Origin of the sequence: Streptomyces sp. NPDC012835 (assembly GCF_042900885.1) — a bacterium.
In the GTDB taxonomy this organism is placed as follows: domain Bacteria; phylum Actinomycetota; class Actinomycetes; order Streptomycetales; family Streptomycetaceae; genus Streptomyces.
Genome location: NZ_JBIBBW010000001.1, coordinates 80,209 through 104,894, shown reverse-complemented (window position 1 = coordinate 104,894; position 24,686 = coordinate 80,209). Strand labels below are relative to the sequence as shown.

At 72.6% G+C, this 24,686-nt stretch carries 22 protein-coding genes; 17 read left to right on the top strand and 5 right to left on the bottom strand.

Annotated elements, in window-relative coordinates; genetic code table 11:
• Positions 1 to 149: 149 nt before the first annotated feature.
• A complete protein-coding gene (locus ACFY6S_RS00485) occupies positions 150 to 2,099 on the top strand; it encodes a protease pro-enzyme activation domain-containing protein (protein ID WP_388828898.1) in 1,950 nt (649 codons plus the stop codon).
• A gap of 302 nt (positions 2,100 to 2,401) precedes the next feature.
• Positions 2,402 to 3,232, top strand: coding sequence for an aldo/keto reductase (locus tag ACFY6S_RS00480; protein ID WP_388828901.1), 831 nt, complete (start codon positions 2,402 to 2,404; stop codon positions 3,230 to 3,232).
• 30 nt (positions 3,233 to 3,262) lie between these two features.
• Here the strand turns inward: ACFY6S_RS00480 and ACFY6S_RS00475 are convergent, their stop codons facing one another.
• Both ACFY6S_RS00475 and ACFY6S_RS00470 read right to left on the bottom strand, forming a co-directional pair.
• Positions 3,263 to 4,708 carry a carboxylesterase/lipase family protein gene (locus tag ACFY6S_RS00475; RefSeq protein ID WP_388828904.1) on the bottom strand — a complete coding sequence of 482 codons (1,446 nt, stop codon included), beginning with the start codon at positions 4,706 to 4,708 and terminating at the stop codon, positions 3,263 to 3,265.
• A gap of 209 nt (positions 4,709 to 4,917) precedes the next feature.
• Positions 4,918 to 6,171, bottom strand: a complete 1,254-nt coding sequence (locus tag ACFY6S_RS00470; protein WP_388828907.1) for a PP2C family protein-serine/threonine phosphatase — start codon at positions 6,169 to 6,171, stop codon at positions 4,918 to 4,920.
• A gap of 547 nt (positions 6,172 to 6,718) precedes the next feature.
• On the opposite strand from ACFY6S_RS00470, the gene ACFY6S_RS00465 reads away from it, so the two are divergent.
• On the top strand, positions 6,719 to 7,120 hold the full coding sequence (locus ACFY6S_RS00465; RefSeq protein WP_388829173.1) for a DUF4232 domain-containing protein: 402 nt from the start codon (positions 6,719 to 6,721) through the stop codon (positions 7,118 to 7,120).
• A 69-nt stretch (positions 7,121 to 7,189) separates the two neighbouring features.
• Here the strand turns inward: ACFY6S_RS00465 and ACFY6S_RS00460 are convergent, their stop codons facing one another.
• Both ACFY6S_RS00460 and ACFY6S_RS00455 read right to left on the bottom strand, forming a co-directional pair.
• Complete coding sequence (locus ACFY6S_RS00460) at positions 7,190 to 7,999, bottom strand: NPP1 family protein (RefSeq protein WP_388828910.1); 810 nt, start codon at positions 7,997 to 7,999, stop codon at positions 7,190 to 7,192.
• 443 nt (positions 8,000 to 8,442) lie between these two features.
• The gene (locus ACFY6S_RS00455) at positions 8,443 to 9,213 is read right to left on the bottom strand and encodes a FadR/GntR family transcriptional regulator (RefSeq protein WP_388828913.1); all 771 of its coding nucleotides are present in this window, start codon (positions 9,211 to 9,213) and stop codon (positions 8,443 to 8,445) included.
• 267 nt (positions 9,214 to 9,480) lie between these two features.
• On the opposite strand from ACFY6S_RS00455, the gene ACFY6S_RS00450 reads away from it, so the two are divergent.
• The 14 genes from ACFY6S_RS00450 (at position 9,481) to ACFY6S_RS00385 (ending at position 23,563) form a co-directional block, all read left to right on the top strand.
• A complete protein-coding gene (locus ACFY6S_RS00450; RefSeq protein WP_388828916.1) occupies positions 9,481 to 10,848 on the top strand; it encodes an MFS transporter in 1,368 nt (455 codons plus the stop codon).
• 1 nt (position 10,849) lies between these two features.
• Positions 10,850 to 12,586 (top strand): dihydroxyacetone kinase family protein, encoded by a 1,737-nt coding sequence (locus ACFY6S_RS00445; RefSeq protein ID WP_388828919.1) that lies wholly within the window; start codon positions 10,850 to 10,852, stop codon positions 12,584 to 12,586.
• 27 nt (positions 12,587 to 12,613) lie between these two features.
• Positions 12,614 to 13,090, top strand: coding sequence for a ribose-5-phosphate isomerase (locus ACFY6S_RS00440; RefSeq protein ID WP_388828922.1), 477 nt, complete (start codon positions 12,614 to 12,616; stop codon positions 13,088 to 13,090).
• Entirely contained in the window at positions 13,090 to 13,878 is a 789-nt protein-coding gene (locus ACFY6S_RS00435; RefSeq protein ID WP_388828925.1) for a triose-phosphate isomerase family protein, read from the top strand. Before ACFY6S_RS00440 ends, ACFY6S_RS00435 begins: the two co-directional genes overlap by 1 nt.
• The gene (locus ACFY6S_RS00430) at positions 13,878 to 14,678 is read left to right on the top strand and encodes a sugar phosphate isomerase/epimerase family protein (protein ID WP_388828927.1); all 801 of its coding nucleotides are present in this window, start codon (positions 13,878 to 13,880) and stop codon (positions 14,676 to 14,678) included. Before ACFY6S_RS00435 ends, ACFY6S_RS00430 begins: the two co-directional genes overlap by 1 nt.
• Entirely contained in the window at positions 14,678 to 15,535 is an 858-nt protein-coding gene (locus ACFY6S_RS00425; RefSeq protein WP_388828930.1) for a phosphogluconate dehydrogenase C-terminal domain-containing protein, read from the top strand. Before ACFY6S_RS00430 ends, ACFY6S_RS00425 begins: the two co-directional genes overlap by 1 nt.
• Positions 15,536 to 15,670: 135 nt before the next feature.
• Entirely contained in the window at positions 15,671 to 15,913 is a 243-nt protein-coding gene (locus ACFY6S_RS00420) for a hypothetical protein (protein WP_388828933.1), read from the top strand.
• A complete protein-coding gene (locus tag ACFY6S_RS00415; RefSeq protein WP_388828936.1) occupies positions 15,913 to 16,290 on the top strand; it encodes a toxin Doc in 378 nt (125 codons plus the stop codon). Before ACFY6S_RS00420 ends, ACFY6S_RS00415 begins: the two co-directional genes overlap by 1 nt.
• Positions 16,291 to 16,508: 218 nt before the next feature.
• Positions 16,509 to 16,724 carry a ferredoxin gene (locus tag ACFY6S_RS00410; RefSeq protein ID WP_388828939.1) on the top strand — a complete coding sequence of 72 codons (216 nt, stop codon included), beginning with the start codon at positions 16,509 to 16,511 and terminating at the stop codon, positions 16,722 to 16,724.
• Between the two features lie 354 nt (positions 16,725 to 17,078).
• On the top strand, positions 17,079 to 18,062 hold the full coding sequence (locus ACFY6S_RS00405) for an Lrp/AsnC family transcriptional regulator (protein ID WP_388829176.1): 984 nt from the start codon (positions 17,079 to 17,081) through the stop codon (positions 18,060 to 18,062).
• Between the two features lie 107 nt (positions 18,063 to 18,169).
• A complete protein-coding gene (locus ACFY6S_RS00400) occupies positions 18,170 to 19,102 on the top strand; it encodes a polysaccharide deacetylase (protein ID WP_388828942.1) in 933 nt (310 codons plus the stop codon).
• Positions 19,099 to 20,418 (top strand): MFS transporter, encoded by a 1,320-nt coding sequence (locus tag ACFY6S_RS00395; protein WP_388828944.1) that lies wholly within the window; start codon positions 19,099 to 19,101, stop codon positions 20,416 to 20,418. Before ACFY6S_RS00400 ends, ACFY6S_RS00395 begins: the two co-directional genes overlap by 4 nt.
• A complete protein-coding gene (locus ACFY6S_RS00390) occupies positions 20,418 to 21,275 on the top strand; it encodes an SDR family NAD(P)-dependent oxidoreductase (protein WP_388828947.1) in 858 nt (285 codons plus the stop codon). Before ACFY6S_RS00395 ends, ACFY6S_RS00390 begins: the two co-directional genes overlap by 1 nt.
• Positions 21,272 to 23,563 carry a 2-dehydropantoate 2-reductase gene (locus ACFY6S_RS00385; protein WP_388828950.1) on the top strand — a complete coding sequence of 764 codons (2,292 nt, stop codon included), beginning with the start codon at positions 21,272 to 21,274 and terminating at the stop codon, positions 23,561 to 23,563. The genes ACFY6S_RS00390 and ACFY6S_RS00385 overlap by 4 nt, the downstream gene beginning before the upstream one ends.
• Positions 23,564 to 23,641: 78 nt before the next feature.
• Here the strand turns inward: ACFY6S_RS00385 and ACFY6S_RS00380 are convergent, their stop codons facing one another.
• Positions 23,642 to 24,670 (bottom strand): ABC transporter substrate-binding protein, encoded by a 1,029-nt coding sequence (locus tag ACFY6S_RS00380; protein ID WP_388828952.1) that lies wholly within the window; start codon positions 24,668 to 24,670, stop codon positions 23,642 to 23,644.
• Positions 24,671 to 24,686 lie beyond the last annotated feature (16 nt).

Here is a 24,686-nt window from a genome sequence, read left to right as displayed (position 1 = left end):
GAGGTTGATCCGGGCATGACGAGTCTTTGAGTCTCCCTTGGCCAACGCATGTCCCCTTGATGAACGGTTGGCCGAGAGAGTGAACCCTTGCGTGTGGCTGCCAACGACCCTTCCCGCCGCACCCGTTCACTCACACCGCAGGGGGTTCCATGAGATCCAGCCGACCGCGCCCGCGCGCCGGACTGACCTGGGCGGCGACACTGCCGATGGTCGTCGGCGCTCTCGCCCTCGCCATACCGTCCGCGGGCGCCGACACCGGCCCCGCCGGACGTGACACGCTCGTCGGCACCAAACCGCTGTGGGCCACCGCGCAGGCCGACCGGGGCAGCGCGCCCGACTCCGGCCGGATCACCGCCCGCGTCCATCTCGCCGGCCGGGACGCCGCCGGGCTCGCCCGGTACGCCGAGGCGGTGTCCGACCCCGCTTCCGCCTCGTACGGCGAGTACCTGACCGCGCGGCAGGCCGAGGCCCGCTTCGGCGCCACGGCGGCTCAGCGGGCCCGCGTCACCTCCTGGCTGACCTCGGCCGGGCTGAGGGTGACCGGCTCCGCACGGCACCACCTGACGGTCAGCGGCACCACCGCCGCCGTGGAGAGGGCGTTCTCCACCCGGCTCCACACCTACGCCAAGGACGGCCACACCTACCGCGCGCCCGAGACCACGCCCTCGGTGCCCGCGTCACTGGACGGCGCGGTCCTCACCGTCACCGGTCTCGACAACGCGCCGCACAAGGCGCGCCACGACGACACGCTGCCCCCGCCCGACGAGGTCTTCCGCAACGCGGGGCCCTTCTCCACCTACTACGGCTCGAAGACCGACAAGAAGCTGCCGTCGGCCTACGGCACCAAGGCCCCCTACGCGGTCAAGGGCTACACCGGCAGGCAACTGCGTTCCGCCTACGGCGCGAAGAACTTCACCGGCAAGGGCGTCACCGTCGCCGTCACCGACGCGTACGCCTCGCCCACCATCGCCCGCGACGCCGCCACCTACGCCCGGCGCAACGGCGACCAGGCGTACCGCAGGGGCCAGTTGACCCAGGTGCTGCCCGCCGACTACCGCGAGACCGAGGAGTGCGGCGCCGCCGGCTGGTACGGCGAGGAGACCCTCGACGTCGAAGCCGTCCACGCGGTCGCGCCCGACGCCGGCATCGTCTACGTCGGCGCGGCCTCCTGCTACGACGACGACCTGCTGGACTCGCTCTCCGGAATCGTCGACGGCCGGCTCGCCGACATCGTCTCCAACTCCTGGGGCGATCTGGAGTCCAACGAGACCCCGGCCTCCGCCGCCGCCTACGACCAGGTCTTCCAGCTCGGCGCCGTCGAAGGCATCGGCTTCTACTTCTCCTCGGGCGACGACGGCGACAACGTCGCCTCCACCGGCACCAAGCAGATCGACATGCCAGCGAACTCCGCGTGGGTGACCGCCGTGGGCGGCACCTCGCTCGCCGTCGGCAAGCACGACACGTACCGGTGGGAGACCGGCTGGGGCACCCTCAAGGCCGGCCTCTCCGCCGACGGCCGCGCCTGGAGCGGCTTCCCGGGCGCCTACACCTCCGGAGCCGGCGGCGGCACCAGCGCGACCGTCCCGCAGCCGTACTACCAGCGGGGCACCGTCCCCGACGCCCTCGCGAAGGCGAACGGCGCCACTCCGATGCGGACCACCCCCGACATCGCCGCCGTGGCCGACCCGAACACCGGCTTCCTCGTCGGCCAGACCCAGACACTGCCCGACGGGACCCAGGGGTACGACGAGTACCGCATCGGCGGAACATCACTGGCCGCACCGGTCGTCGCGGGCGTCCAGGCGCTCGCCCAGCAGGCCCGCCGCGGGCTGCCGATCGGCTTCGCCAACCCCGCGATCTACCAGCGATACGGCACGTCGGCCTACCACGACGTGACGGACCGGCCGCTGGGCGCGGGCCGACGGCTCGCGGTCGTACGGAACGACTTCGTGAACGGTCACGACGGCGCGGACGGGACCGCCACCTCGCTGCGCAGCCTCGGACAGGACAGCTCGCTGTCCGCCGTCGTCGGATACGACGACGTGACAGGCGTCGGCAGCCCGGCACCGGGATACGTGACCTCGTACCGCACCCGCTGACCGGACCCGGGACGGCCGGGGGCCCCCGGCCCCCCCCCCGGGGGCCCCGCCCCCCCCCCCCCCCCCCCCGCCCCGCCCCCCCCCCCCCCCCCCCCCCCGGGGCCCCCCCCCCCCCGGCGCAGGAGCCGCCCCCGCCCTGGCCCCCCCCGCCGCGCGCGCCCCCCCCCCCCCGCGCCCCGCCCCCGCGGGCCCCCCCGCCCCCCCCCCCCCCCCCCACGGCCCTGCCCACAGCCCCGCCGGGCCTGCCCCGCGCACCCGCTCTACGCTGGTCGGACCGGACAGCGAGAGGAAGAGGCAGACCTGTGACCACGACCCCGGTCCATCCGCTCAACGACGGCAGCGCACTGCCCGCCATCGGCCTGGGCACCTACCCGCTCGACGACACCGAGGCGGAGAAGGCCGTCGCCGGCGCGCTGGGGCTCGGCTACCGGCTGATCGACACCGCGCTGAACTACGGCAACGAGACGGGCACCGGACGCGGCGTCGCCGCGAGCGGGGTGGCACGCGAGGACATCGTCGTCACCACCAAACTCCCCGGTCGCCACCACGGCTACCAGGAGACCCTCGCCTCCTTCGAGGAGTCCCGCGCGCGGCTCGGACTCGACTACGTCGACCTCTACCTCATCCACTGGCCACTGCCGCGCCTGGACAAGTACGTCGCGTCCTGGAAGGCGATGATCAAACTTCGCGAGGACGGACTCGTCCGCTCCATCGGGGTCTCCAACTTCACCGCCGAGCACCTCGCGCGGCTGGAGGACGAGACCGGCGTGCTGCCCTCCGTCAACCAGATCGAGCTGCATCCCGGCTTCCCGCAGGAGGACCTGCGCGCCACGCACGACGCCAAGGGCATCCGCACCGAGAGCTGGGGCCCGCTGGGCCGGGGCCGGGGACTGCTGGAGCGGCCGGAGATCGTGGCGATCGCCGCCGCGCACGGTGTCGCCCCGGGACAGGTGGTGCTGCGCTGGCACACCCAGCTCGGCGCGGTGCCGATCCCGAAGTCCGCCGATCCCGGCCGGCAGCGGCAGAACCTCGACATCTTCGGCTTCCGGCTGAGCCGGGACGAGATGGAGACGATCTCGGCCGGTCCGCACCGCAGGCTCGGCGGGGACCCCGAGGAGCACGAGGAGTTCTGACGCCACGGGGGTCCGGCCCTGCACCGCCCCTCACCGCCCGCGCCGCTCCCAGGCGCGCCGCTCGTCCTCCCGGGGGGCGCGCACCAGGGCCGGCCCGTCGGGGCCGTACGTCATGACGGGCCGCGAGCCGTCCCAGGCGGGCCAGCCGGGGTCGCCCGCGACGGCGAAGTCCACCCAGGCGCGGTGCATGGCGGCGGCGAGCGCCTCCGGCGCGTCCGGGCCGGTCAGCCGCCGTGTCGCCGGGGCCCGCAGGGTGTCGAAGACGAAACCGATCTCCAGCCCGTGGCAGGCACCGAGCCCCTGGACCGGCGACGGCCAGCCGAACTCGTAGAACCAGGTGGCGGCGGGGGCCGTACGGCGGGCGTCGGCGAGCCGGTTGAGCGGGACACGCAGCAGCAGATCGGTGGCGAGCGCGCCGAGGATCTCGCCGGGCGTCGCACCCGGCCGGCCGGCCCGGTAGACGGCGGCGGTCCGGCCGCTCACCCCGAACCTGAGCAGGGCGAGACGCAGGGTGAACGGGGTGATCCGGTCGACCAGTCCGCCGGGGACGAACCACAGCCGGTACTCGTCGGTGTTGGTGCCCAGCAGCAGCTCCACCTCATGGCCCCGCCCCTCGCACAGCGCCCGCGCCGGGTCCTCGGGGAGCACCTCCCCGTCCACCACCAGATCGAAGGCCGCGCCGCCGCCCAGCGGACTTCCGCCGACCGCGTCGGCCTGGGCGCGCAGCAGCCGCGCGCGGTCCACGGCGGCGAACGCGGCGGCGGTGGCCGGGACACCCAGCCGCGCGGCGATACGACGGGTGGTGCGGCGGCCCCGCGCAGGGGGCACGGCCGAGGGGACCCCGCTCTGGAGCACCGCCCGGCGCAGCAGCCCGGCCGAGTGCGGCGAGGCCAGTATCCCGGCCGTGGAGAACGCGCCGGCGGACTCCCCGAAGACGGTGACCAGGCCGGGATCGCCCCCGAACGCCGCCACATTGCGCCGTACCCAGGCGAGGGCCGCGAGCTGGTCGCGCAGCCCCAGGTTGGCGGGCGCGTCCGGGAACAACCCGAAGCCCTCGATCCCGAGCCGGTAGTTGACGGAGACCAGCACCACCCCGTCCCTGGCGAAGGCGGCGCCGTCGTAGGTCTCCACGGCCGACGAGCCGTACCGCAGCGAACCCCCGTGGATCCAGACCATCACCGGCAGCCCGGCTCCGCCCGGATCGGGCGTCCACACGTTGAGGTTCAGACAGCCGTCGCCCGCCACCTCCGGATCGGGCAGCAGCCCGTCCAGCGGAGGCGGGTACGGGTTCTTGGGCGCGGTGGGACCGAAGACGGCCGCCTCCCGTACGCCGTCCCAGGGCGGCGGCGCGGCCGGTGGGCGGAACCGGTGCGGCCCGACGGGCGCCGCCGCGTACGGGATGCCGCGGAAGACGGCGACACCGCCCTCCGTCCGCCCGCGCACCCGCCCGTACTCGGTGGTGACCGTGGGTTCCATGGCGCTCCTCGACTGTCGCGCTGCCGGTGCCGTCGGCCGCCCGGGGGAGCGGACGGGCCGACGCGCCCGCCGCTCGGGCGCGCCCCTGACGCCACCCTTTCCGCCCGCGGCGCCCGCGACACGTGCCGGCCGGGGTCTTCCGTCCGGATCGGGCCGGACCGGGGCACGACGCGGGCCCCGCGCGCCCGGCGGGATCCGGACGCGGGGTGCTACGCCCGGGTCACCCGGGCGCTGGCGCCGACCGGGCCGCCGGGCCGGGGCCGGGGCGAGCGCCACTCGATGAGCAGGAGGGTGGCGTCGTCGCGCAGCACGTTCCGCTGGAGGTCGAGGATCGAGTGGATGATCCGGCGCAGCGCCTCCGGCGCCAGTTCGCCGGCGGCCGCGCCCCGGATGATCGAATCGGTGAAGCGGTGGAGTCCGAACTCCGCGCCGCCCTCGATCCGGGACTCGGTCACCCCGTCCGTGTACAGCAGCACCCGGTCGCCGGGTTCCAGCGCCACCTCGTAGGCCGCCCGCGGCTCGGTGGCGAACTGGGCGGGCAGCCCCATCGGCGGCTGCGGAGTACGTTCCAGCGCCGCGTCCACCACCTCCTTGCCGCGGATCAGCAGCGGCGGCGGATGGCCGCAGTTGCACCAGCGGAAGATCCCCTCCGTCAGGTCCAACTGGGTGACGATGCCGGTGCAGTACTGGTCGGGCAGCCACTGGCCGAGTGCCTGGTCGATGGTGTCGACCAGCTCCGGCAGCTCGGCGCCGGCGCGCCGGGCGTTGCGACAGCCCGCCAGCGCCACCGCCGTGGTCAGCCCCGACGCGAGGTTGTGGCCCATCGCGTCGAAGATGGCGGCGTGCAGGGTCGACTGGGTCAGGGAGTGGTCGAAGGCGTCGCCGCCGATGTGGTAAGCGGGCTCCAGCACGGCCGTGGAGACGGCGTGTTCGCTGCCGATGGTGCGCGGCGGGAGCAGGGCGCGCAGCATCTCCGCGGGGACATCCATCGGTTCGGTACGCGAGTGCCGGGCGAAGCTGTCGCTGTACGCGCGTTTCGAGGTGATCGCCATGGCCAGCACGGAGCCGAGCATCCGGCAGCGGCGCAGCCTCACCGGGTCGAGCAGGACCGTCCGCACACCGAGGATCCCGAGCCGTTCCACCCCGTCCACCAGCGGCAGCCAGGCGGTGAGCACCCCGTTGCCGTGTTCCTCGACCCGCATGTCGAGCGTGCGGTAGGCCCAGCCCGCGGTCGAGGCGTCCAGGTCGATGGTCGGCAGTCCGTGGGTCAGCGGCACCAGATGCCGCTGCTGGATGTCGACGAGATAGACGACGACGCTGTCCACACCGATGGCTCTCGCGCACCGGTTCACCAGTTCGGGCAGGTCCATCGGGGCCGCCGTGTGTGCCTCGGCCAGCAGCTTTTCGAGCAGCCGCTCGTCGAGGTCCTCCCGTCCGGCCGCGTCGGAAGATTCGCTCGCCATGCGATCAACTCCTCAACAGAAGTCTCACACCACCGCGCCGGAAACGCCCGCCGTCAGAGGCACGGATCGGCTCCGGATGCCGTCTTCGTAAAGAGAGCGGACGCTCTCCGTATATCGGGTTATAGGTGCGCCCGGGTATACATGCGACGTGGAGGGGCAGGTGGACGGTATGTCCGATCACTTCCAGATTCCCAGGACGGCATCCCAGGACGCGCAGGAGGGGCCGGAGATCCAGGCGGTCCCACGAGCGGCCCGGTCCCCGAGAACCGGCCGGGCATGGCGCGTGAGCACGATGGCGGTGACCGCGACGGTGCTCGCCGTCGCCACGGCCGCGTGCGGCGCCGGTGGCGGCACGTCGGGTGACGGCGCGGCGGCAGGCTCCGGCAGCCCGCCGGCCGCGAGCGGGACACCCTCGGCGGCCGACCCGACGGGCGCGGCCGAAACGCCGTCCCCCTCCGGCTCGTCCGGCGCCTCCGCGCAGTCGGCGGCCAGCCCCGGCACCGAACCGGGCGGCGGCGCGGCGAGCGGCGGGGCGAAGGGCACCACCGTGTCGCGGTGCGCGGCGGACCGGCTCGGGATCAGCCTCGGCGCCCCGGACGCGGGCGCCGGCAACATCCGCTACGACCTGCGGCTCGTCAACAAGGGGTCGAGCGCCTGCACGCTCCAGGGCTTCCCCGGCGTCTCGCTGCTCGCGGGCGACGGGACCCCGATCGGCAAGCCGGCCACCCGCGAGGGCGAGCAGGAGGGTGTCGTCAGGCTCGCGCCCGGGGGCAGCGCGCAGACCACGCTCCACACGCTGAACAAGGGCATCAAGGGGTCGTCCTGCTGGGCCGCGCCGAGCCTGATCAAGATCTACCCGCCGGGCTCCAAGGACGCCATGACACTGAGTGCGTCCAAGCCCGTCGTCTGCGGTGACACCTTCACCGTGACGGCGATGCGCGCGGGCTGACGGACGGGCGCGCGGACCGGGGCCGCGGGCCCCCGCCCGCGCGCCCTCGTCCGCGCGTTCCCGCGCCCGTCAGTGGGAGCAGGACTCCCGGGCCATTTTGCCGGGGTTGCTGTCGGCACTGCCCCAGGCGGCGGCGTTCGCGTCGAACTTCCGCTGGAGGGCGCTGTCCTTGGCGACCTCCACCAGACCGCCGCCCTGGTCGGCCCAGGACGGGTAGTCGGCGTGCCGGTACTCGTCGGTGTAGGCGGAGATGACGTCCTTGCGGCCGCCCTGGTTGTTGTACATCGAGTGGCTTCCGTATCCGACGAAGATCCGGGGGTGCTCCAGCCCCTTGGCCGCGTGTCCCCGGTCGCGGTTCCAGCTTTCCGCGTCGGCCCACGACACGACGCGGTGGCCGCCGTGCGCGCTCAGCAGCAGCCGGTCCCTGGTCCAGTCGGTCCCGTTCCTGCGCCAGACCACCTCGACGTGCTCGAAATCGTGCCGGTGGCCGGACGGCTGGAAGCCGCTGGTGGCCTGATAGATGGTGAAGACGACGCGTATCTCGTCGGAGGCGCACTTCTGGACGGTGTAGTACGTGGGGAACGGCGCCCCGTGCGGAGCGCAACCGCCGTCGCTGTTGGGCCAGTTCTGCACGCTGCCACCGGCGGCGGGAGCACCGTCGGAGCCGAATGCCGACTCGGGCCAGCACGGGTCGTTGCTGTTGGCCCGGGCGAAGTTCCACTGCGGTACGGACGCGGCGGCGAAGTCCTGGAGTGTGGCCGGGCCCTCGGGAAGGGGTTCGTTGGCCGAGGCGCCGGGCGCCGGCAGGAGGAGCAGACCCGCGATCAGTGACGCGGCGGTGAGCGAGCCGGTCAGAAAGCGGCGGGGGCGGTGTGACATCGAATCTCCTCGTGCTCGTGGGGAAGCATGCGGCCTGCGACGCGGCCGTGCCTGGAGCGGCACCGGCAACAGCGTAGGGATGTCGAACGCCCGTAACCAGGGCCCCCCTTGGGGCGGTCGAGCCCCGGGCCGGCGGGGGACGGGGGGAGCCGGCGAGGAGGAGTCGTGACATCGGCGGAGGTTCGGGCCACCCGGTCGCGCCGCGGCAGGCGCCTTCACCGACAGGTGATCGCGGCGGTGGGTGTCCGGACCGGTGGCGGCCATCCTGTCGCCACCGTGAACACACGACTTTCGCACATGAGAACAACCGCGGACGGGCGCCCTCGACGGCCGGCCCCACCGAGTGCCCCGGCCACCGGCGCGGGGCGCGGAACCGACCTGCCTCCCCTTCGTCGGTCTCCCGGTCGGCGGCTTCGCCGGCGCGGCCGGTCACCGGCCGCGGGTCAGCCGGCCGGCGGCTCGTCGGCGTCGATGGACTCCCGCAGCCGCGCGTTGGCCATGCGCATGTGCTCCGCCATGGCCTCGTTGGCCGTGTCGGGGTCACGGTCGCGGATGGCGGCCAGTACGGCGTCGTGCTCGCACAGGGTGCCGCTCACCGTCCCCTCCAGATCGCTGACCCGTTCCATCCACACCTGCAGCAGTGCCCGGATGCTGTGCAGGATGTCGCTGAGCACCGAGTTGCCCGCGATGGTCGCCGTCTCCAGATGGAAGGCGATGTCCGCGTCGATGAACGAAGCGGCGTCCGTCCCCGCGTCCCGCATCCGCCGCAGATGGTCCTCCAGCCGGGCGATGTCCTCGTCGGTGGCGCGCTGCGCCGCCAGCCGCGCCGAGACCCCCTCCAGGTGCGTCCGCACCTCGACCAGGTCCTGGGTGCGCCGCTGCCCCAGCATGAGGCCCCAGTTGATGGCGCGCGGCAGGAACTCCGAGGTCCCCTCGCGCACGTACGAGCCGGAGCCGGGGCGGATCTCGACGATGCCCAGCACATCGAGCGCCGAGAGGGCGCCCCGCACGCTGGAGCGCGCGACTCCCAGCGCCTCGGCGAGCTGACGCTCGGCGGGCAGCCGGGTGCCGGGCTTTATGTCGCCCGCGGACAGATGGTCGAGGAGCCGCTTGGCGACCTCGCTGACCGAGGACTCGCGTACGACGGGGCGTAGCAGCTGGGCGAGATCCGGCGAGGCGGACGCGGACTGATCAGGCTGACTGGTCACGGTCACCAGTACACCAGATGGGTGTTCCCGCTGTTCAGGGGCGCCCTGAGTCGTCTCATTCTCGACCGTCCGGCGTTGTTGTCAAGAGAGATCCAGGTCACATCGAAAGTGACTCTCGCCACATTGGTCAATTGGTGACCAATTTTCTTCTGGGGGTTACGTTGAAGACACATCAGCCGGTCGAGCGGGTGCCGCTCTCTCTGTGAGCCACGATCGCTGCCGACTATGACCCGAGTCCGGACAGAGCTGTCCGGCGCAGCCGAGGGAGTCACCATGGGTGCCACCACAGCGCCTCCATCCGCCGTGGAGAGATCAGCCATCAGGAAGGTCTCGATCCGGCTCGTGCCCTTCGTGGCCCTGATGTTTTTTGTCAACTATCTGGACCGCACGGCCGTCTCCTTCGCGGAACCGAACGGCATGGGGCAGGACCTGGCGCTCACCGCGGCGCAGTTCGGATTCGCCTCCGGGGTCTTCTTCATCGGATACATCGTTCTCGAAGTCCCCAGCAACATGGCGCTCCACCGCTTCGGTGCCCGCCGCTGGCTCGCCCGCATCATGGTGACCTGGGGCATCGTCTCCCTGCTGTTCACCTGGGTGCAGAGCAGCGAGCAGCTCTACTCGCTGCGCTTCCTGCTCGGTGTCGCCGAGGCGGGCTTCTTCCCGGGCGCGATCCTCTTCCTGAGCCAGTGGGTGCCCACCCGGCACCGTACGAAGGTGCTCGCCCTCTTCTACCTGGCGCAGCCGCTCACCACGGTGATCGGAGCACCGCTCGCGGGCTGGCTGATCGGCCACCACGGGCTGTTCGGCCTCGAAGGCTGGCGCGTGATGTTCCTGTTCGTGTCGATCCCCGCGATCCTGCTGGGCGTCATCGCCTGGTTCTACCTGATCGACCGTCCCGCCGACGCCAAGTGGCTGGACCCCGCCGAGAAGGAGTGGCTGACCTCCGCGCTGGCCGCCGAGAACGCCACCAAGACGGGCAGCACGGCGAACAGCCACGGCCGTGAGGCGCTGAAGGAAGCCTTCCGCAGCGGCCGGGTCTGGATCCTCGCGATGGTCTACTTCGGATTCATCTACGGCCTGTACGCGCTCGCCTTCTTCCTGCCGACGATCATCGAGGGATTCCAGGAGAGCTTCGGCACGTCGTTCAGCGTGATGGACAAGGCGCTCATCACCGCCATCCCCTACCTCCCGGCAGCCGTCGTCCTCTTCTTCTGGTCACGGCACGCCACCCGGCACGGCACGCGGACCTGGCACGTCGCCGGCCCCGCCGTCATCGGCGGTATCTCGATCCCGCTCGCCCTCTACATGGACTCACCGGCCGCGACCATCGCCGTGATCACCGTGACGGCGTGCTCGATCTTCGCCGCGCTGCCCGTCTTCTGGTCGATCCCCTCCCGGTTCCTGACCGGCGCGGCCGCCGCCGCGGGCATCGCGCTGATCAACACGGCCGGCAACATCGCGGGCTTCGCCGCCGGCTACATCACGGGCTGGCTGAAGGACTTCAGCGGAAACTACACGCTCTCCATGTTCGTCGTGGGCGGCTTCATGCTGCTGTCCGCCGTGCTCATGGTCGTCCTTGCCAGGCGCCGGCCCGCCGACCCCTCCAACCCCGCGGACCAGCCGCTTCTTGAGGTGCACTGAGATGACCCGCTTGTTCAACGACCCCGCCGCCTTCGCCGACGAGGCGCTGGAGGGCTTCGCCCTGGCCCACCGCCGCTGGGTGCGGCCGGTCTCCGGCGGTGTCGTACGGTCCGTACCGGCCGCCGCCGGGCAGGTCGCCGTCGTGATCGGCGGCGGCTCGGGCCACTACCCGGCCTTCTCCGGACTGGTCGGCCCCGGCCTCGCCCACGGCGCGGCCGTCGGCAACGTCTTCGCCTCCCCGTCCGCCCGGCAGATCCGCACCGTCGCCAAGAGCGCCCACACCGGCGGCGGCGTGCTGCTGATGTACGGCAACTACGCGGGCGACGTGCTGCACTTCGGGCAGGCCGCCGAGCAGTTGAACGCGGAGGGCGTCGAGACCCGCTGCGTCGCGGTCAGCGACGACATCTCCAGCGCGGCCGTCGGGGACCTGGACAAGCGGCGCGGCATCGCCGGTGACCTCCCGGTGTTCAAGGCCGCGGCGGCGGCGGCCGAGGAGGGCCGCTCGCTGGCGGAGGTGGTACGGGTCGCCCGGCACGCCAACGCCCGTACCCGTTCCTTCGGGATAGCCTTCGGCGGCTGTACGCTCCCCGGCGCCGACCACCCCCTGTTCACCGTGCCCGAGGGCAGGATGGCCGTCGGTCTCGGCATCCACGGCGAGCCGGGAATCGGTGAGCGCGAGGTGCCCAGCGCGGACGAGGCCGCCGAACTGCTGGTCTCCTCCCTGCTGGCCGAACTGCCCGAGGGCGTGGCCGAGGCGCGCGGACAGCGGGCCGCCGTCATCCTCAACGGCCTCGGCAACGTCAAGTACGAGGAACTCTTCGTCGTCTACCGGCAGGTCGCCCAACTGCTGACCGAGGCCGGCGTCGAGACGGTCGACCCCGAGGTCGGCGAACTGGTCACCAGCTTCGACATGGCCGGGGTGTCGCTCACCCTGTGCTGGCTCGACGAGGAACTCGAAACCCTGTGGACCGCCGGGGCCGACACCCCCGCCTACCGCAAGGGCGACGCCCTCGCGAGCGCCGGCCCGGCCGACGCCGCCGAACAGACCGACGAGGCCGCCGAAGCCGTGCCCGAGTCCACCGACGCCTCCCGCACGGCCGCCCGTACCGCGGTCGCCGCGCTGACGGCGATCCGGGACACGGTCGACGAGAACGCCGAGGAGCTCGGCCGTATCGACGCCGTCGCCGGGGACGGCGACCACGGCATCGGCATGCGGCGCGGCTCCGAGGCCGCCCATCGGGCCGCCGTCGCGGCCGCCGGGGCAGGTGCCGGCGCCGGCACGACCGTCGGCGCCGCCGCCGACGCCTGGTCCGACCGGGCGGGCGGCACCTCCGGCGCACTGTGGGGAGTCCTCCTGCACGCCGTCGCCGCCGCGCTCGGCGACACCGACAAGCCCGGCGCCCGGACCGTCTCCGACGGCGTCGGCGAGGCGTCCGCCGCCGTACGGCGGCTGGGCGGCGCGGAGGTCGGCGACAAGACGATGGTCGACGTCCTCGTCCCCTTCGCCGAGACCCTCGCCACCGCCACCGCCGAAGGCGAGGCACTCGCCCCGGCCTGGGACCGCGCCGCCACCGCCGCCGAGGCCGCGGCCAAGGCCACCGCCGATCTCGTACCGCGCCTGGGCCGTGCCCGTCCGCACGTCGAGCGGTCGCTGGGCACCCCGGACGCCGGCGCCCACTCCCTGGCCCTGATCGTCCGCGCCGTGCACGGCGTACTCGCCGCGCCCGCCGGCCACTGACACCCCACCCACCGAGGAGCACCACCCATGAGCGACAAGCTGCGGATCGTCGTCGGCTCGGACGACGCCGGCCACGACTACAAGGAAATACTCAAGAAGGACCTCGGCGAGAACGCGCTGGTGGCCTCCGTCACCGACGTCGGCGTCGACGCCGACGGCCACACCGCCTACCCGACCATCGCGATCGCCGCCGCCGAGATGGTCGCGCGCGGCGAGGCCGACCGCGCGCTGCTGGTCTGCGGCACCGGCCTCGGCGTGGCGATCGCCGCCAACAAGGTCAGGGGGATCAGGGCCGTCACCGCCCACGACTCCTTCTCCGTCGAGCGCGCGGTCCTCTCCAACAACGCCCAGGTCCTCACGTTCGGACAGCGCGTGGTCGGCGTGGAGCTGGCCCGCCGGCTGGCCGCCGAGTGGCTGACCTACCGCTTCGACGAGTCCTCCGCCTCCGCGGCCAAGGTCCAGCTGATGAACGACTACGAGACCGACGAGGAAGCCGCCGCCTGATGTCCGCACCCACCCTGCTCGGGGTGAGCCTCAAGATGTACTTCGGACATCACGAGACGCTCAACTGGGCGCGCCGCATCGGTGAGATCGCCGCCGGACACCCGGCCGTCACCGGTGGCCTCACCGAGGTGTTCGTGCTGCCCGCCTTCCCCGCGATCGTCCCGCTCGGCTCCGTCCTCGCCGGTACCGGCGTACGGGTCGGCGCGCAGGACCTCGCCACGGACGACCGGGGACCCTTCACCGGCGAGGTGTCCGGCCCGTACCTCAAGGAGATCGGCTGCTCCTACGCCGAGGTCGGCCACGCCGAGCGGCGCCGCCTCTTCGGCGAGGGGGACACCGTGGTCGCCGCCAAGACCGCCGCCGCGCTGCGCAACGGGCTCACCCCCGTGCTCTGCGTCGGCGAACTCGACCGGGTCGGCCCGGCCGAGGCCGCCACCCGCACCGTCGCCGAGCTGGAGCGGGTCCTGGCCACCGCCGCGCACGACGGCGGAGCGGGCGGCGAGGTCGTCGTCGCCTACGAACCCCAGTGGGCCATCGGCGCACCGGAACCCGCCTCACCCGAGCACATCGGCACCGTCTGCGCGGCCCTCGCCTCCTGGCTGGAGCGGCGCCCCCGGTACGCCGGCAGCCGGGTGATCTACGGCGGCAGCGCGGGCCCCGGACTCCTCGGCCGCCTCGGCCCCGGCGTGGACGGGCTGTTCCTCGGGCGTTTCGCCCACGACCCGCGGGCCGTCGAGCGCATCCTCGACGAGATGAGCGACCGGGCCGCCGAGAAGGAGAACGCCTGATGGCGTACGGACTGAGCACCTACGCGTACTTCTGGCGCCTGTCCTCCCGGGCGCCCGAGCCCCTCACCGTGGAGCAGATGCTCCACAACACCCGGGAACTGGGCGGCGACGTCTTCCAGATCTGCGACTACCCGCTGATCGAGACCTTCGACGACGCCCGTCTCGCCGCCATCCGGCGCACCGCCGAGGACCTCGGCATCACGCTGGAACTCGGCACCCGCGGCATCCGGCAGGCTCACCTCACCACCTATCTCGACCTCGCGGACAAGCTCGGAGTCACCCTCGTCCGCTCGATGTCCCACACCGCCGACCACCGGCCCGGCACCGCCGAGGCGACGGAGCTGCTGCGCGCGAGCGTCCCCTCCTACGCCGCCCGGGGAGTGACGCTCGGCCTGGAGACCTACGAACAGGTCGCCACCGACGACCTCCTCACCGTCGTCCGCGCCGTCGACAGCCCCCACCTGGGCGTCGTGCTCGACCCCGGCAACTGCGTCGCCCGGCTGGAACGTCCCAAGGACGTCGTCTCCGCCACCGCGCCCTACGTCGTCAACATCCACGTCAAGGACTTCGCCTTCACCCGCAAGGACGGCTGGGTCGGCTTCACCTACGCCGGCTGCCCGCTCGGCGAGGGCCTCCTCGACTACGCCCACCTGGTGGAGACCGTACGGCCGGAGCAGCGCGGCATCAACCAGATCGTCGAGCACTGGCTTCCTTGGCAGGACGCCGGATTCGAGACCACCGCCGGGCTCGAGGACCAGTGGACCCGGCACTGCATCAGCACACTTCAGAGGAGCAAGTAATGGCCACCGAGAACAAGACCGTCGCCGTCATCGGCGCCGCTGGCAAGATGGGCCAGCGCGTCTCCAACAACCTCGTCAAGAGCGACTTCCGGGTGCTGTTCTCCGAGAACTCGCCCCAGGGCCAGGAGCTGATCCAGGGACTCGGACGCGAGCTGACCGGCTCCGAGGAGGCCGCCGGGCAGGCCGACGTGCTCATCCTGGCCGTGCCCGACATCGTCCTCGGCAAGGTCTCCGAACTGCTCGTCCCGTTGATGAAGCCCGGCGCGGTGCTGCTCACCCTCGACCCCGCCGCCGCCTACGCGGGCCTGCTGACCCGCCGCGACGACGTGCACAACGCCGTCGCCCACCCCTGTCACCCCTCGGTCTTCCTGGAGCGCACCACCAAGGAGGAGTACGCGGACACCTTCGGCGGCATCGCCGCCCCCCAGGAGGTCGTCGCCTCCTTCGAGGGCCCGGACCCGTCCGTCCAGGAGCTGGCCGAGGCCGTCATCCGCACCATGTACGCGCCCGTCGTGGATGTGCACTGGGTGACCGTCAAGCAGCTCGCCGTCCTGGAGCCCACGCTCGTCGAGACCATCGCCTGCATGGTCGGCGCACTGCTCACCGAGGCGCTGCACGAGACGGTCCACACCGTCGGTGTCCCGGAGGCCGCCGCCCGCGCGATGCTCCTCGGCCACACGCAGGTCGCGCTCGCCAACACCCTCAAGGGCGACAACCCGTTCTCCGACGCCTGCCTGATCGCCATGGACTACGGCCGTGAGTCGATCGTCAAGGACGACTGGAAGAAGGTCTTCGAGGACGACGAGCTGGACAAGGTGATCACCCGGATGCTGCGGATCAAGGAGATCAAGCGCTGACGCGGCTCCCGTCCCGGACCTGCGGCCGCCCCGGACCGGCTCCGGGGCGGCCGCACGCGCGGGCGGTGGGCGGGCCCGGCGGACCTCGTGGCGATGCGCTTCCCCGACGCGGTACCTGTTAGGTACCGTACGGTTATGCCATCACTCAACATCAGTTTCACCGAGGACGAACTGGAAGCGGTGCGCGCTGCGGCGGCGGCCGAGGGCAAGTCGCTCAAGCAGTACGTGCACGACCTGCCCCTGCGCGAGCAGCAGCGGATCCAGTTCGTCCGCTACGCGGTCACCTGGGGCGAGCAGCACCGGGGCGAGTTCGACGAGGCGTTCGCCAACGAGGTGCCACCCGCGCCGCACGGCAGGCGGCAGGTGGAAGCCGCCTGATGCCCGTGCTGTACATCGACGTGGCCTGGCTCCTGGACGTCCAGGAGCAGGCGGTTCCGGAAGACGTGTCCGTCGCCGACTACTCGGCGCTCGTCGCCGCCGTCGCGCGGCACAAGACCCGCATCCCCCGTCCGGCCACCAGTGAACCCGACGGGGCGTGGCGCGCCGCCGCCCTCATCCACACCCTGGTGCGGCTGGAGCCGCTGCCGTACCGCAACAGCCTGTTCGCCTGCCAGGTGGCCGCCGCGTACATGCACGCGTCCGGCGAGGGGATCGACCCGCCGTACGGCGCCCTGGTCGAGCTGGTGCGCGCCATCCAGTCGGGCAAGTCCAGTGTCTACCAGGCGGCGGACCGGATTCGCGGCTGGCGCATCTGACCGGCCGCCGCGCGGACGGGGGCGCGTCGAGCGCCGTCCGCCACGCCCGCAGCGCGCCGTTGGTGCGCTCTTGACGTTCCCTTGACTTGTTTTTTACGCTTTGTGGTCAAGCGGTTACGGGGTTGACGCGCGCGTCGCGCGTCGATGATCACGGACGGTTCCCGGGCGACCGGGGCGGGCCGTGGTCCGCACGCCCCGTCGGGGGGATGGTGACCGGGATGGGCTGGATCATAGACGTGGACGGGTCGCGCTGCCGGGCGTCGGGGCAGTGCGCCGCGATGGCGCCCGAGCATTTCGCCCTGGGCGACGGAGGGGCCCGGTCGCTCGCCCCGGAGGTCGAGCCCCACACCGCCGTACTCGACGCCGCCGACTGCTGCCCGGCGCTGGCGATCACCGTCACCCACGGACAGCGGGAGATCGCCCCACGCCCCTGACCGGCGGCCGCCCGCCGCCGCGCGCACCGCGCGGGTCCGGTGCTGGGCGTCCGCCGGCACCCCTGAGCGTCCGCCGTCGCCGGAAGTCCGTGGCCACCGGAAATCTGTGGCCACCGGGAATCCGCAGCCACCGGGACAATGCGGTCACCGGAAAATTCGTCCGCTCTCTGGCGCGATCCCGCACCCCGCCGCCGTCACCGGCCGAGGCCCCGATCTGCGGGTTTTCCCGCTCCGTAACACGCTCGTTGCCGGAGAGCACAGCTGTGACCTGTGCCGACGCAGGATTCCTTCATTGACGGGGCGCCGACGTGATGATTACCGTCGCGCCCCATGAACACCCGAGCCCACGCAGGCATGATCGATGATCTGGACCGCCGCGTCATCGCCGCGCTCCAGCTCAACGGCCGTGCCCCGTGGAGCGCGATCGCCCGCTGGGTGGGTGCGAGCGAGACCACCGCGCAACGCCGCTACCAGGCACTGCGCGAGCGCCGGCTGCTGCATGTGACCGGCACGCTGGAGCTGGACCGGATCTGGGCCGGCTCCTCCATGCTCGTACGGGTGCAGGCCATGCCGGGCAAGGGGCTGGAGCTGGCCGAACTGCTGGCCCGCTGCCCGCAGGCGCGATTTCTGGCCGTGGTCACCGGCACGGCCGACCTGATCGTGGACTTCGTCGCGGCCGACAACGACCAGCTGATGCGGCTGCTCTTCGACGACCTGCCCGGCGCGCACCTGATCACCACTACGGAGTGCGTCGCCGTCATCCGTACCTTCACCTCCGCGGCGCTCTGGGACACCGGGCTGCTGTCGCGCGAGGCGGCTGCCGACCTGCGGCCCGCCGCGCTCGCGCCCTCCTGCGAACGCGAGGACTGGGACCGGGCGCCACAAGCGCTCTCCGACCTGGAGCAGGCGGTGGCCGGCGTACTCGCCGAGGACGGCCGGACGCCGGTCAGCACCCTGGCCCGGCGGCTGGAGCGCAGCGAGTCCAGTGTGTCGCGCGCCCTGGACCGGCTGGTCTCGCGCGGTGTCCTGCACTTCCGCACCCTGGCCGACCCCGCGCTGCTCGGCTACCAGGTCGAGTTCATGGTGTGGCTGTCCGTCGAGCCGGACCGGCTCGGCGAGGCGGGCCGGTCACTGGCGCGCCACCCGGGCACCAAGTTCCTCTCCGCCGCCACCGGCCGGTTCAACCTGGTCGGCCATATGGTGCTGCCGCGCCGCGCCGACCTGTTCCGCTACTCCGTCGAGGTCATCGGCGCACTGCCGGGCCTGATCGCCTCCGACGTCACCGTGCACCTGGCCACCGTCAAATACGCCTGGACCCGGATGGACCAGTTCGGCTGAGCCCGTCCGCGTTCCACGTACCTCCGCACCCCCGGAACGGGCCCGGCGCCGCCGCCGCACCCCGACCGCCCTTTCCACCGTCCCCGAACCTCCCGTGGAGATCCCCCATGCCCGGAACCGCCCCACAACCGCCCCTGGAGAGCTGGCGCTGGCCGGAGAGCGAGTGGCGCCGGCACGTCGACGCCGTACGGGCCGGCCGGCCGCTGACCCCCGTGCGCTGGCCGGACGGAGCCAGGGTCGCCGTCGCGCTGTCCTTCGACTCCGACCACGAGACGATCCCGCTGCGCGACGGCGAGACCAGCCCCGGCCGGCTCGCCCAGGGCGAGTACGGAGCCCGGGTCGGCGCCCCGCGCATCCTGGAGCTGCTCGCCCGCTACGGGGTCCCCGCGACCTTCTTCATGCCCGCCGTCTCCGCGCTGCTCCACCCCGAGGAAGCCCGCTCCTACACCCGGGACGGGCACGAACTGGCCGTCCACGGCTGGATCCACGAGCGCAACACCCTGCTCGCCGGGGAGGACGAGCGGGAGCTGATCGGCCGGGCGCTGGACGCCCTGACCGAGCTGACCGGACAGCGGCCCGTCGGCATCCGCACCCCTTCCTGGGACTTCTCGGAATCCACCCTCGCCACCATCCTCGAACTCGGTTTCGCCTACGACTCCTCGCTGATGGCCGACGACGAGCCCTACGAGATCCTCGCCGAGGGCCGCCCCACCGGTCTCGTCGAGATCCCCGTCGACTGGATCAGGGACGACGCGCCCTACTTCACGATGGACCGCTACGGCTCGGTACGTCCCCACACCAGGCCGCGCGACGTGCTGGAGATCTGGACCGACGAGTTCGACGCCGCCCACCGGGCCGGCGGTGTCTTCCAGCTCACCCTGCACCCGCACGTCATCGGGCACCGCTCACGCCTCGTCGTCCTGCGCGAACTCCTCGACCACATCGCCGCCCACCCCGGCGTCTGGTACGCCACCCACGCCGAACTGGCCGAAGCCGCCCGCGGCGCGCTTCACCACGAGACCACGGAGCACACGCCATGAGCACCGAGTCCCCCCAGGCGGGTCCCGCCGCGACCGCCGCGACCGCCGCGCACAGGCTCTCCGGGAAACAGCGCAAGGCGATCATCGCCGGCACCATCGGAAACACGGTCGAATGGGTCGACTGGGCCCTCTACTCCATCTTCGTCAAGATCATCGCCGATGAGTTCTTCCCCCGGGGCGACGGCGCGGTCGCCCTGCTGTCGACCCTGGCCGTCTTCGCCGTCGGCTTCGTCATGCGGCCCGTCGGCGCCGCCGTGCTCGGCGTCTACGCCGACCGCCACGGACGCAAGAAGGGCCTCACCCTGACCGTGGGCCTGATGGCGGGCGCCGCCTTCGTCATCGCCCTCACCCCCAGCTACTCCAGCATCGGGGTGATCTCCCCGCTGATCCTGCTGCTGGCCCGGCTGATCCAGGGGTTCTCGGCGGGCGGGGAGTTCGGCTCGTCCTCCGCCTTCCTGGTCGAGTCCGCCGCGCGCGGCCGGCGGGCCTTCGCCGGATCCTGGCAGCAGGTCTCCGTCGCGGGCGGTGTGCTGATCGCCTCGCTCCTGGGCACCGTCGCCACCTCGGCGCTCAGCGAGGAAGCGCTGCACTCGTGGGGCTGGCGGGTCGCCTTCGTCCTCGGCGGACTGCTCGGGCTGATCGGCCTGTGGCTGCGTGTCTCGGTGGAGGACACCGAGTCCTTCACCGAGGCCCGGGGCACCGGCCGTACCCGTTCCAACCCCCTCAAGGCGATGTTCGTCGAGCACCCCGGCGCCGCGCTGCGCGTCGCGGGGATCACCATCGCGGGCACCCTGACGTACTACATCTGGGTCAACTACCTGCCCACGTACGCCAATCTCACCACCGGCATCCCGCTGAAGACCGCGCTGCTCTCCCAGACCCTCTGTCTGGTGGTGTTCGTCGTCGCGCTGCCCTTCGTCGGGCTGCTCTCCGACCGCATCGGGCGCAAGCCGACCATGGCGGCGTTCGCCGGCGGGTTCGTGGTGCTGGCCTGGCCGCTGCTGCATCTGCTCGACGGCAGCTTCCTGAGCCTGTTCCTGGTCCAACTGACGGGCATGCTGCTGGTCCTCGGCTACTCCGCCAACTGCGCTGTCATCATGGCCGAGCAGTTCCCGCCCGAGGTGCGGGCCACCGGCATCGCGCTGCCGTACGCGCTGGCCGTCGCCGTCTTCGGCGGCACCGCCCCCTACCTCACCACCTGGCTCCACGAGAGCGGCCACAGCGACCTGCTGTGGGTGTACGTGTCGGCCGCGTCGCTGATCTCCTTCCTCGTGTACATCACGATGCCCGAGACGAAGGACAAGGAGTTCCACTGATGACCCATGTCCTTGTCACCGGAGCCGCGGGCGGAATCGGCCGGGCGATCGCCGCGGAGTTCGCGGCCCGCGAGGGCGACGGCCTGGTCCTCACCCTCGCCGACCTCGACGGCCCGGCCCTGGAGGAGACCGCCGCCGGGCTCGGCGCCGCCGCCAGGGCCGTCGACCTGACCGGCCCGCGGGCCCCCGCCGAACTGATCCGGTGGGCCTGGGCGGCACGCGGCCCCGTCGACGTGCTGGTCAACGCGGCGGGCGTCTACCCCTCCCTCGACATGGCCGATGTGCTCGCCGAGGAATGGGACCGGCTGTTCGCGGTCAATCTGCGCGCGCCGGTGCTCGCCACCGCCGCCTACGCCCGGCTGGCCGTCGAGCACGGGGTGCCCGGTTCGGTCGTCCACATCTCCTCCGGTTCCGCGCTGCGGGCCAGACCCGGCGGTGGACCGTACGCCGCCTCCAAGGCCGCGCTGGAGATGGCCACCCGCGCCGCCGCCCTCGAACTCGGCCCGCACGGCATCCGCGTCAACGCCGTCAGCCCCGGCTTCGTCCCGGTCGACAGCGACTGCAACCCGGTCGCCCCGGGATACGCGGCGGCGATCGGCGCCAACCCCCTCGGGCGCCCCGGCACCCCGAGCGATGTCGCCCGCGCCGTCCACTGGATCTCCGGGCCCGACGCCTCCTGGATCACCGGCGAGATCCTGCGCGTGGACGGCGGATCGAGCACCGGGGCGCTCCACCTGCCGCGCATCTGGCCACCCGAGCCGGCGGACCCGCGCGAGGACCCGGGGCCCGCCGACGGCCCGGCCGCGCACCACCCCCCTCACCCGTCGGCGGACGCCCCGGAAGGACACCCCGCATGAGCGGCACCCCGCACGAGACCGACCACCACGCCCCGACCGCGGGGACCGGCTACACCGTCGTCGGCGGCGGCGCCATCGGCGGCACCCTCGCCTTCGCCCTCGCCAGGGCCGGCCATCCGGTCCGCGTCATCGACACCGACCCCGCGCACGTCGCGGCGATCCGGGCCCACGGCCTGACCGTCGCCCGGGGCGAACACCGCGAGAGCGTACGGGTGGCAGCCGCCACCCCCGACGAGTTCGACGGGCCCGTGCACCGGGTACTGCTCGCCGTCAAGGCACAGGCCACCGGCGGCGCGATGAGCTGGATCGCCCCCCGGCTCGCCGAGGACGGTTATGTCGTCTCGGTGCAGAACGGCTTCAACGAGGAACTGATCGCGGAGCGGATCGGAGCGGACCGCACCGTCGCCGCGTTCGTCAACATCTTCGCCGATGTGATCGAGCCGGGAGTCGTCCTCGACGGCGGCGCCGGCGCCCTGGTGATCGGCGAGCCGGGCGGCGCGCCCGTCTCCGAGCGGGTGCGCCGCCTCGTCGCGGACCTGCGCAGCTGGGGCCCGGCCGAGGCCAGCGCCAATGTGGAGGGATATCTGTGGGCCAAGGCGGGCTTCGGTGCCATGCTCGCGGCCACCGCGCTGGCCGACGCGCCGATGGCCGACCTCATCGACCGGCACGCCCCCGCCATGGCGGCGCTGACCGCCGAGATATTCGACGTCGCCGACGCGCTGGACATCATCCTGGAGGCGTTCGACGCCTTCGAACCGGACGGCTTCCGGCGCGCCGCCGCCCCCGCCGCGCGCCATGACGCCACCGCCCGGCTCACCGGCTGGCTGCGCACCCAGGCCAAGGACCGCAGCGGCATCTGGCGCGACCTGGCGGTACGTCACCGGCCCGTCGAGGTCACCACGCACTACGCGGACGTCTTCGAACAGGCGGCGCGCCACGGGGTGGCGACGCCCGTGCTGCGGGCCGTCATCGCGGGCCTGCGCGAGCTGGAGGGCGCTCCCGAGCTGATGTCGGAGGAGCGGCTGGACGCGCTGGACCGGCTCGCGGACGCCCCCGCCGGCAGTCCCGCCCCCGACGGCCCGCCCGCGGCCGCCGGCGCCGGGCCGGAGGGCGCGGCGGCCGAGTCGGCCGGGGCGGTACGGGCCTGGCTCGCCGCACACCAGGAGGACATGGTCGCCGATCTCGACGCCTACACCTCCCGGGAGAGCTCCAGCGACGACCGGGCCGCGCTCGAAACCTGTCTGGCCTGGCTGCGCGGCTGGCTGGACGCCTCTCTCGGCGCCCCGGCCGCCGAGGAGATCCTCCCGCGCGAGGAGACCGGGGACATTCTGGTCCGCCGCTATCCGGCGACCGGCGCGGCCGCTCCCGGCGACGACCGGCCGGTGCTGCTGCTGGGCCACTACGACACCGTGTGGTCCACCGGCACCCTGGCCGAGTGGCCCTTCCGGCGCGACGGCGATCTGATCACCGGGCCCGGCGTCTTCGACATGAAGGCCGGTCTGGTGCAGGCGGTGTGGGCGCTGCGCGCCCTGGACGCCCTCGGGCTGCCCCGTCCGGCCTGCACCCTGATGCTCAACGGGGACGAGGAGACCGGCAGCCTCACCTCGCGGGACGCCATCGTCGCCGAGGCGCTCGACAGCCGGGCCGCGCTGGTCTTCGAGGCCGCCGCCGACGGCGCCGTCAAGACGGCGCGCAAGGGCGTCGGCCTGTTCACCGTCACCGTCACGGGGACGGAGGCGCACGCGGGGCTCGACCCGCAGGCCGGCGCGAGCGCGGTGGAGGAGCTGGCCCACCAGATCCTGCGGCTGTCCGCCCTGCGCGACCCCGCCGCCGGCACCTCGCTCAATGTCGGTGTGATCGAGGGCGGCACCCGCAGCAACGTCACCGCCGGGCACGCGCGCGGACGGCTCGACATCCGGGTCGCCACCGACGCCGAACGGCGCCGGATCGGCGAAGCGCTGGCGGCGCTGCGTCCCGTCGACCCCCGTACGTCCGTCGAGGTGTCGGGCGACTGGAACCGGCCCGTGTTCGAACGGACCGAGGCAGTGGCCGAGCTGGCCGAGCTGGCCAGGGGCTGCGCGGCGCTGCTCGGGTTCGAGCTGCGCGAGACCTCGGTGGGCGGCGCCAGCGACGGCAACTTCGTGGTCGCCGCCGGGGTCCCGGTGCTGGACGGCATCGGGGCCGTGGGCTCCGGCGCCCACGCCCGCTCCGAACACACCACCGTCAGCGGCCTGGTGGAGCGCGCGGCGCTGACCGCGACGGTGCTGACCTCGCTGGCCGGTCGCTGACCCGCGCCCGCCCGGCACGGCAGCCGGCCCCCCGACGCGTGTCGGGGGGCCCGGTCAGCCGGTCGTTTGACCTCGCGGTCACTTGACCTTGTCGACGAACTCCGTGGTGTAGGTCTTGCTCAGGTCGACCGTCGCGTTCTTGAGGTTCGGGTTGAACGCCTTCAGCACACGCTCGACGGTCTCGGGCCCGTCGGCGGGCATGACACCGTCCGTCGTGAACATCGGCAGTGTGCTCCCGATCGCCTTGGCGTAGAGCCCGGTGCCGCCCTGCGCGTAGTCGGTGGGCATCTTGGCCGCGATCTCCTCGGGGGAGTGCGAGGACATCCACTTGAGGGTCTTCACGAAGGCGTTGGCCAGCTTCTGCACCGTCTCCTTGTTGTTGTTCACCCAGTCGGTGTTCATGTAGAGACTGGAGGAGGGGTACGGGCCGCCGAGCGCCTCCTTCGAGCCCTCGGGCGTGCGCATGTCGACGAGGACCTTGCCGAGCTTCTTGTCGATGATCTGCGCGACCGTGGGATCGGTCGTCATACCGCCCTGGATCGAGTTCTGCTGGAGCGCCGAGATGAATGTCTGCCCGGCGCCGACCGCCACCGTGCTGAACTCCTCCGTCTTCACACCGTTCTTGACGGCCAGGTACTTGGTGAGGAAGTCCGTGGACGAGCCGAGCCCGGTCACCCCGAGCTTCTTGCCCTTGAAGTCCTTGGCGGAGGTGATCTCGGCCGCCGCCTTGTTGGAGACGACCTCCACCTCGCCGGAGGCGTGCGAGAACTGCACCACCGACTCCACCTGCTTGCCCTTCACCTGAAGGTCAAGCGTGTGGTCGTAGAAGCCGACGACGCCCTGCACGTCCCCCGAGACCAGCGAGGTCGTGGCCTGCACACCGGCCGGCTCGGTCAGGAGCTGGACGTCGAGCCCCTCGTCCGTGAAGTAGCCGAGCTTCTGGGTGAGCATCGCCGGCAGATAGATGACCTTGTCCAGGCCGCCCACCATGATCTTGACCTTGCCGCCGGAGCCGGCGGACGAGGAGTCGCCGCCGCAGGCGGTCAGGGTGGAGAAGGCGAGCACCGCGGAGACCGCGGCTGCCGGGATTCTGAGATAACTGCGCATGTCACGTCCTTGTGAA

Coding starts and splice junctions, on each gene's coding strand:
- ACFY6S_RS00435 (WP_388828925.1), top strand. CDS start 13,090: ATGTCCGCACCCACCCTGCTCGGGGTGAGCCTCAAGATGTACTTCGGA.
- ACFY6S_RS00410 (WP_388828939.1), top strand. CDS start 16,509: ATGGGCTGGATCATAGACGTGGACGGGTCGCGCTGCCGGGCGTCGGGG.
- ACFY6S_RS00470 (WP_388828907.1), bottom strand. CDS start 6,171: ATGGCGAGCGAATCTTCCGACGCGGCCGGACGGGAGGACCTCGACGAG.
- ACFY6S_RS00390 (WP_388828947.1), top strand. CDS start 20,418: ATGACCCATGTCCTTGTCACCGGAGCCGCGGGCGGAATCGGCCGGGCG.
- ACFY6S_RS00475 (WP_388828904.1), bottom strand. CDS start 4,708: ATGGAACCCACGGTCACCACCGAGTACGGGCGGGTGCGCGGGCGGACG.
- ACFY6S_RS00430 (WP_388828927.1), top strand. CDS start 13,878: ATGGCGTACGGACTGAGCACCTACGCGTACTTCTGGCGCCTGTCCTCC.
- ACFY6S_RS00445 (WP_388828919.1), top strand. CDS start 10,850: ATGACCCGCTTGTTCAACGACCCCGCCGCCTTCGCCGACGAGGCGCTG.
- ACFY6S_RS00405 (WP_388829176.1), top strand. CDS start 17,079: ATGATCGATGATCTGGACCGCCGCGTCATCGCCGCGCTCCAGCTCAAC.
- ACFY6S_RS00420 (WP_388828933.1), top strand. CDS start 15,671: ATGCCATCACTCAACATCAGTTTCACCGAGGACGAACTGGAAGCGGTG.
- ACFY6S_RS00400 (WP_388828942.1), top strand. CDS start 18,170: ATGCCCGGAACCGCCCCACAACCGCCCCTGGAGAGCTGGCGCTGGCCG.
- ACFY6S_RS00415 (WP_388828936.1), top strand. CDS start 15,913: ATGCCCGTGCTGTACATCGACGTGGCCTGGCTCCTGGACGTCCAGGAG.
- ACFY6S_RS00485 (WP_388828898.1), top strand. CDS start 150: ATGAGATCCAGCCGACCGCGCCCGCGCGCCGGACTGACCTGGGCGGCG.
- ACFY6S_RS00440 (WP_388828922.1), top strand. CDS start 12,614: ATGAGCGACAAGCTGCGGATCGTCGTCGGCTCGGACGACGCCGGCCAC.
- ACFY6S_RS00425 (WP_388828930.1), top strand. CDS start 14,678: ATGGCCACCGAGAACAAGACCGTCGCCGTCATCGGCGCCGCTGGCAAG.
- ACFY6S_RS00385 (WP_388828950.1), top strand. CDS start 21,272: ATGAGCGGCACCCCGCACGAGACCGACCACCACGCCCCGACCGCGGGG.
- ACFY6S_RS00395 (WP_388828944.1), top strand. CDS start 19,099: ATGAGCACCGAGTCCCCCCAGGCGGGTCCCGCCGCGACCGCCGCGACC.
- ACFY6S_RS00460 (WP_388828910.1), bottom strand. CDS start 7,999: ATGTCACACCGCCCCCGCCGCTTTCTGACCGGCTCGCTCACCGCCGCG.
- ACFY6S_RS00380 (WP_388828952.1), bottom strand. CDS start 24,670: ATGCGCAGTTATCTCAGAATCCCGGCAGCCGCGGTCTCCGCGGTGCTC.
- ACFY6S_RS00450 (WP_388828916.1), top strand. CDS start 9,481: ATGGGTGCCACCACAGCGCCTCCATCCGCCGTGGAGAGATCAGCCATC.